The 5,331-nt window shown below is 68.0% G+C and carries 4 protein-coding genes and 1 pseudogene; 2 read left to right on the top strand and 3 right to left on the bottom strand.

Annotated elements, in window-relative coordinates; translation table 11 throughout:
* The first annotated feature begins 155 nt into the window (after positions 1-155).
* Positions 156-392, top strand: a complete 237-nt coding sequence (gene ccoS / locus AC1DW9_RS36075) for a cbb3-type cytochrome oxidase assembly protein CcoS (protein WP_441508337.1) — start codon at positions 156-158, stop codon at positions 390-392.
* Here the strand turns inward: ccoS and AC1DW9_RS36070 are convergent.
* The 3 genes from AC1DW9_RS36070 to AC1DW9_RS36060 are packed head-to-tail and all read right to left on the bottom strand — an operon-like array spanning position 389 to position 4,762.
* Positions 389-2,443: a DUF2809 domain-containing protein gene (locus AC1DW9_RS36070; protein WP_476855377.1), complete on the bottom strand. Its 2,055-nt coding sequence runs from the start codon at positions 2,441-2,443 to the stop codon at positions 389-391. The genes ccoS and AC1DW9_RS36070 overlap by 4 nt on opposite strands.
* Entirely contained in the window at positions 2,440-3,144 is a 705-nt protein-coding gene (locus AC1DW9_RS36065) for a response regulator (protein ID WP_476768738.1), read from the bottom strand. Before AC1DW9_RS36065 ends, AC1DW9_RS36070 begins: the two co-directional genes overlap by 4 nt.
* A 13-nt stretch (positions 3,145-3,157) precedes the next feature.
* A complete protein-coding gene (locus AC1DW9_RS36060; RefSeq protein ID WP_476777506.1) occupies positions 3,158-4,762 on the bottom strand; it encodes a DUF4153 domain-containing protein in 1,605 nt (534 codons plus the stop codon).
* Between the two features lie 412 nt (positions 4,763-5,174).
* Between AC1DW9_RS36060 and AC1DW9_RS36055 the strand changes: the two are divergent.
* Positions 5,175-5,331 (top strand): annotated as a pseudogene (locus AC1DW9_RS36055) (IS701 family transposase); the annotation flags it as partial.

The following is a 5,331-nucleotide window of genomic DNA, read 5'->3' as shown; positions in this document are numbered from 1 at the left end:
GGCTATGTCACCCCGCTGATCGCGGCGCTCGCCATGTCGCTTTCCTCCGTCCTCGTCGTCGCCAATGCGCTGCGTCTCAAAGTGGATAAGGCCGGATCCCCTCGCCCGGCCGACGCGATGCCGGCAGAGCCGAGGCTGGCCGCGGAGCCGGGCCAATGAGCAGCCTCGTCTTCCTCGTGCCCCTGGCCCTCCTGCTCGGCGCCTCAGCGCTCGCCGCTTTCCTCTGGTCCCTCAAGAGCGGCCAGTATGAGGATCTCGACGGAGCGGCCGAGCGCATTCTGCTCGATGACAAGGACGACCGGATCGCGACGGGGGAGCGCGACGGCGCCGCTCGGCCCGAGCCCTCGGCGCCCCCCATGAAAGGAAGGGATGAGGCGGTGTCGAGGCGCTAAAGGCGCGCCCGTGCAATGAGGCGGTCCGTCGCCCAGCCCAACGCGATACCGGCGCCATAGGCCACCAGGTTCCAGGGCGAGAAGACGCGCCCGAGCAGCAGCGCGYCGGGCGTCGTCAGCCTGAAGGCATCGAGCCAGGGCGTGTGATAGAGGCGGCTGAGCTCGACGCAGAGCGCGATCAGCGCGGCAAGGATCGCAAGCCGGGATGCCGGCTGACGCCGAGCGATGATGGTCAGCAGAAGGTAGACCATCGTCCCCCAGAGCAGCGAGCCGCCATATTTCACGACGCCGAACGGCAGCCCGAGCCCCATCCCGAAACGGCGCAGGAGCAGCCCCGCGGCGATCGTTGCGAGGCAAAGGGCGATCATCATCCCGCGCGAGCGCAGGCCCGTCTCGGACTCGCTTGTCTCAGACACATTCGTCTCGACATGGGTTTCCGCCCCGGGCGCCCGTTGAAAGGCCAGTGCGAAGGTGGTGCCGGGCTCGTCGTCGAGAAGCGCGATCGCGCCGCCATGGGCGTTCAGCATGGCGCGGACGATGGACAATCCCATGCCGGTGCCGCCGCTGTCGCGGCGCGTGGTGAAGAAGCTGTCGAAGATCCGCGCCCGGTTGTTCGGGGACACGCCGCTGCCATTGTCGCGCAGGGTGAGGCAGAGCCGGTCCGCCTCCGTGGCCGCGACGATGTCGAGCTCGCTCGCGCCATGACGCAGCGCATTGTCGGTGAGATGGCTGAGGATGATGCGCAGGTTCTCGGCCGAAATGCGGATGGCGCTGTCGAGCGCCCCCTCGGCGCGAATCCGGATGCCGGGGAAATCCCGCTGCAGATCGGCGATTGCCGGAGACAGGCTGGTCGTGCCGCCGGTCGGCGTGCTTTCGGCGCGGGCAAGTTCCCGCAGGCGGTTGGTGATCGCGGTCAGGCGATGCGTGTCGGCGATGATGTTGCCGAGGAAGTGCCGGCGCTTCGCCTCGCTCATCGCAGGGCCGTCACCGGCGCCATCGTCACGCAGCAGCTCGGCCGCGCCCTCGATCGAGGTCAGCGGCGATTTCAGCTCATGCGAGACATGGGCCGCGAAGGTCGCGATGAAATCGGAGCGGTTGTTCAGGCTGCCGGCCATGTCCAGGAAGCTCTGCGACAGGCGCGCGAACTCGGCGGTGCCGTGGTTCGTCAGCGGGCGCATGGCGCTGCGGTCGCCATGACCGATGGCGGTCGTACGCGCGATCAGCTCATGCACCGGCCGGGTGATGGTGCGGTGAAAGGCAAGCCCGATCAGCAGGGTGAGCGCTGCGACGGAGAGGCCGGCCAGCACGACCTTGCCGCGCTCCTCATAGAGATGGCGGAAGACATTGCTCGGCGTGCGCGAGGCATAGAGCACGCCGGCGACGCGATCCCCCAGGATGATCGGCGTCGCCGTGAAGATGCGGATGCTGGTGCCGCGGCTGAGCGAGTAAAGCGGCGGCGGAGCGTGGCTCGAGACGCGCTGCCGCAAGGTCGCGGCGAACGAGCCCTGCAGCGCCTTGGCGACCTCCTCGACATGGGCGAGCGACAGGCCGATCTCGTCTCGGCCCGCGATCACCACGCCATGGGGGTCGAGCAGGCGGAAACCGGCGAGCGTGATTGTCTGCGTATCCAGGAGCAGCGGCGAAAGCCGCTCGCCGGCAGCCTTGAAGGCTGCGCCGACGGGCTCAGCCGCGGGTTTCGCGTCCGGCCTGCGGCCCAGCAGGTTGTCGCGCGTCAGATCGAGACTGGGCAGGATCGGCCTGAACGGCTCGTCCGCCGACGAGGACGGCGTTGCCGGAACGTGAGCCCCCAGCGCGACGTCGGCCGGCAGGTTGCTCTCGAAGTCGCGCCGGATGGCGGCACTGAGCGCCACGCTCTGGGCGATCAGCTCGGCCTCGGTCTGGTGGACGAGCTGGTTCTCGTAGATCCGGAAGAAGAACAGCCCGACGAGCGGCAAGGCCAGCACCGCCGTCAGCATCAGGAAGACGATGAGGCTGAGATTGGGGCGCCATTTCACGGCAACCTGGGCCGGGGACGAGGCAGAGGCCGTCACGTCCCGGCCTCGCAGCGTCCGAGGCGGAAGCCAACGCCGTGCACGGTGTCGATGGCGCTGCCGCAGCCCGATGCCGCGAGCTTGGCGCGAATGTTGCGGATATGGCTGTCGATCGTCCTGTCGGCGACATGGATCGCGCCGCCATAGGCGCTTTCCAGGATCTGCTCCCGGCTGAAGACCTGGCGGGGACGGGCTGCGAAGGTCTTCAGGATCGCGAACTCGATCCCCGTCAGCGGCAGCGCCCTGCCCGCGAAGCTGGCAAGATGCGACTCGGGGTCGAGCCGCAATGCGCCCCAGGAAAGCGGCTCCACCGACGCGGCCCCGACCGAGCGGCCGGTGCGCGTGCGCCTGAGGATGACGGTGACGCGCGCCACCAGTTCGCGCGGGCTGAACGGCTTGGTGACATAGTCGTCGCCACCGATCTCGAGGCCGAGTACCCGGTCGATCTCCTCGTCCCGCGCCGAGAGGAAGAGGATCGGCGCGTCGGAGGATTTGCGCAGCTGGCGGCAGACCTCGAGCCCGTCCATCTCCGGCATGCCGATGTCGAGGATGACGAGATCGGCCGGCTGCCGCCGAAAACTCTCCAGGGCCTGCACGCCGTCCCGGGCGATCGACGTCGCCATGCCGGCCTTTTCGAGTGCGAAACAGATGACCTCGCGGATATGACTGTCGTCATCGACCACAAGAATGCGGGGCGCCATCGTCACGTGCCTGTCACTGGCCGGCTGGGGCCGGGCTGCTCGTGCCCCCGAGCGGGGCGGTGGGAGTGTTAGCCAAGTAGCGCGACAGGCGCCACGCGCGAAAGCCCCAGGCCCGCCAATCCGCCTGTTCCCTGTGGTGCCGATCGGCCATGGACGCGCGGTTGCCCGGCAGCCTATTGGGGTTCCAGGACCAGGTCGAATTGGGGACCGTGCGGCCGACGGCGGCAATGCGCGGCGCGTAGCGGTCGAAGGCCGGGATCACCTGGTGACCGAGCGATGTCAGATAGATGGCGTCGAGACGCGCGCCGGTGCCGCGCAGTTCCTGGGAATGGCGGAAATTATAGTTGGCGATCACCGCCGGCGTGTTGACGAAGCAGAAGGCGTAGAGCGCCAGGGCCAGGGCGGCGACGTTGGCCGAGACGAGCCAGTTGACCGATTTCCGCGTGACGATCTGGACGATGATCAGCACCAGGCCGAGCGCGACGAGCAGCATCCAGATGAAGGCGACGAGCCGCAGCCAGGTCAGCGAATAGGCTTCGACATAGAGATCGAGCCGCAACAGCGTCGAGACCATCAGCATGATGTTCTGGCCGACCCAGGCAAGGACCAGCGGCCGGACCAGGCGATGACGCTCGGAGGCGCCAGCCGGCCGCATCGCGACCATGACGAAGACGGCCGCGAGCAGTGCCGTGACGACGAGCGGATAGGCGCCGCGATGGGCGTAGGCGGCATAGCTCATGCCGTCAGGCAGTGCGGCGCCGCCCCAGAGATAGGCGATGTCGAGCAGGGTCTGCACGGAAAAGAGCGCGTTGAACAGGACGAGCGACCGCAGGATCGCCGTGTCGCCGAGAAGCCCCTGACGATCGGGCTCGGTCTTGGTCTTAGGTGTTGCCGGGATCGCCTTCGCCGTGCGCTTGCGGGCGAACCGGACATGCAGCATCGGCCAGACCAGGCAAAGCACCATCAGCCAGAAGGCGGCGCGCCGGGGCGAGAGCAGATCGAGCAGCAGCCTGAGGTCAATACGGCTCAACCAGATCTCGACGAGCGGATTGGCAGAGGCGAACAGCGTCGCGAACACGCCGGCGAGGACCAGCGGCACGATCCAACCGATGAGCCAGCCCATGCCTGACAATGCGCGCCGACGCCGTGCCGCGAGGCGGCCGACACAGCCGATATCCCGCCTTAGCCCGCCGGCGCCGGACAGCAGCATCAACCTCGCCTGCCGCAGCAGCTCCTGCCAGCGCGCCTGCTGCTGGCTGAGAATGACGGCAAAGGCCGCCGTGCAGAGGATCGCAACGAAGGAAGACAGCAGGCTGACCTCCTCGGCGATGGCGAGCAGCCCCGCCCCCAGCACCGCGAGCGCCAGGGCGCGCCTGGCGGCGCTGGCGCGGATTGGGTTCGCCCAGAGCGAAGCGGTGGCCAGCACCGCCAGGAAATAGGCCAGCGAGATGCCGAGCCAATGGCCGTAAAACAGAAAATCGGCCAGCAGCACCAGGCCGGCGGCGAGCCCGAGCCGGGCCGTGAGCCAGCGCGTCGCGCGGCTCGCGAACGGCGATGCCGTCAGCTCCGCTGGCAGGGAGGATATCGGCTCTAGGGGTTCTGCTGAAGGGGAGGACATGGGCATGGGGCTTCGCTGATCGAGGATTCGGGCGCGCGGGGGCCGCGCGGCGGAGCGGGAAAGGCCAGGATGGCGGTCTCGGCAGGCAGCGGTCTCGCCACGAGCCACCAGCCATCGGCGACCAGCCGGCGCGGCAGCCTTGATGTGAGGGAACGGGGAGCGACGATCTCTGCCATGCCGCTGAGATGCCGCAGCCGATTGCAGCGCCGATCCTGAGAATGCTCAGGATCTCAGGATTGTTGTGCAGTTTTCGTGCAGGGAACGGCGCCTGCGCGGGAAGCGGCCGTTCGTCGACCCTGATGACCGGCAGTGTCGCCTAATCTTACTGAGTCAGAAAGTCGCGGATGCGGGGGATTCGCGCTGATCGCAGACTTGTTAGGGTGCTGCTTCGAGATCAGGGAAGCGCGCCGCCATGACCGACTGGACCGCGGAGAGTGAAGCGGCGTTCGACGCCTATGTCGAGGCCTTGATTGAGGTGATCGGCCACGCCGACCGAGCTGAGCCGCTGAAGGATTACAGCCTCGGACTGCTGATGCCGCTGGAGCGCAAGAGCGTGGAGCCGTTGGCGG

Source organism: Allobosea sp. P4_E12 (assembly GCF_056401655.1).
The sequence above is the reverse complement of the archived record's forward strand: the minus strand, read 5'-3'. Positions and strand labels throughout refer to the sequence as shown.

Coding starts and splice junctions, on each gene's coding strand:
- ccoS (WP_441508337.1), top strand. CDS start 156: ATGAGCAGCCTCGTCTTCCTCGTGCCCCTGGCCCTCCTGCTCGGCGCC.
- AC1DW9_RS36065 (WP_476768738.1), bottom strand. CDS start 3,144: ATGGCGCCCCGCATTCTTGTGGTCGATGACGACAGTCATATCCGCGAG.
- AC1DW9_RS36060 (WP_476777506.1), bottom strand. CDS start 4,762: ATGTCCTCCCCTTCAGCAGAACCCCTAGAGCCGATATCCTCCCTGCCA.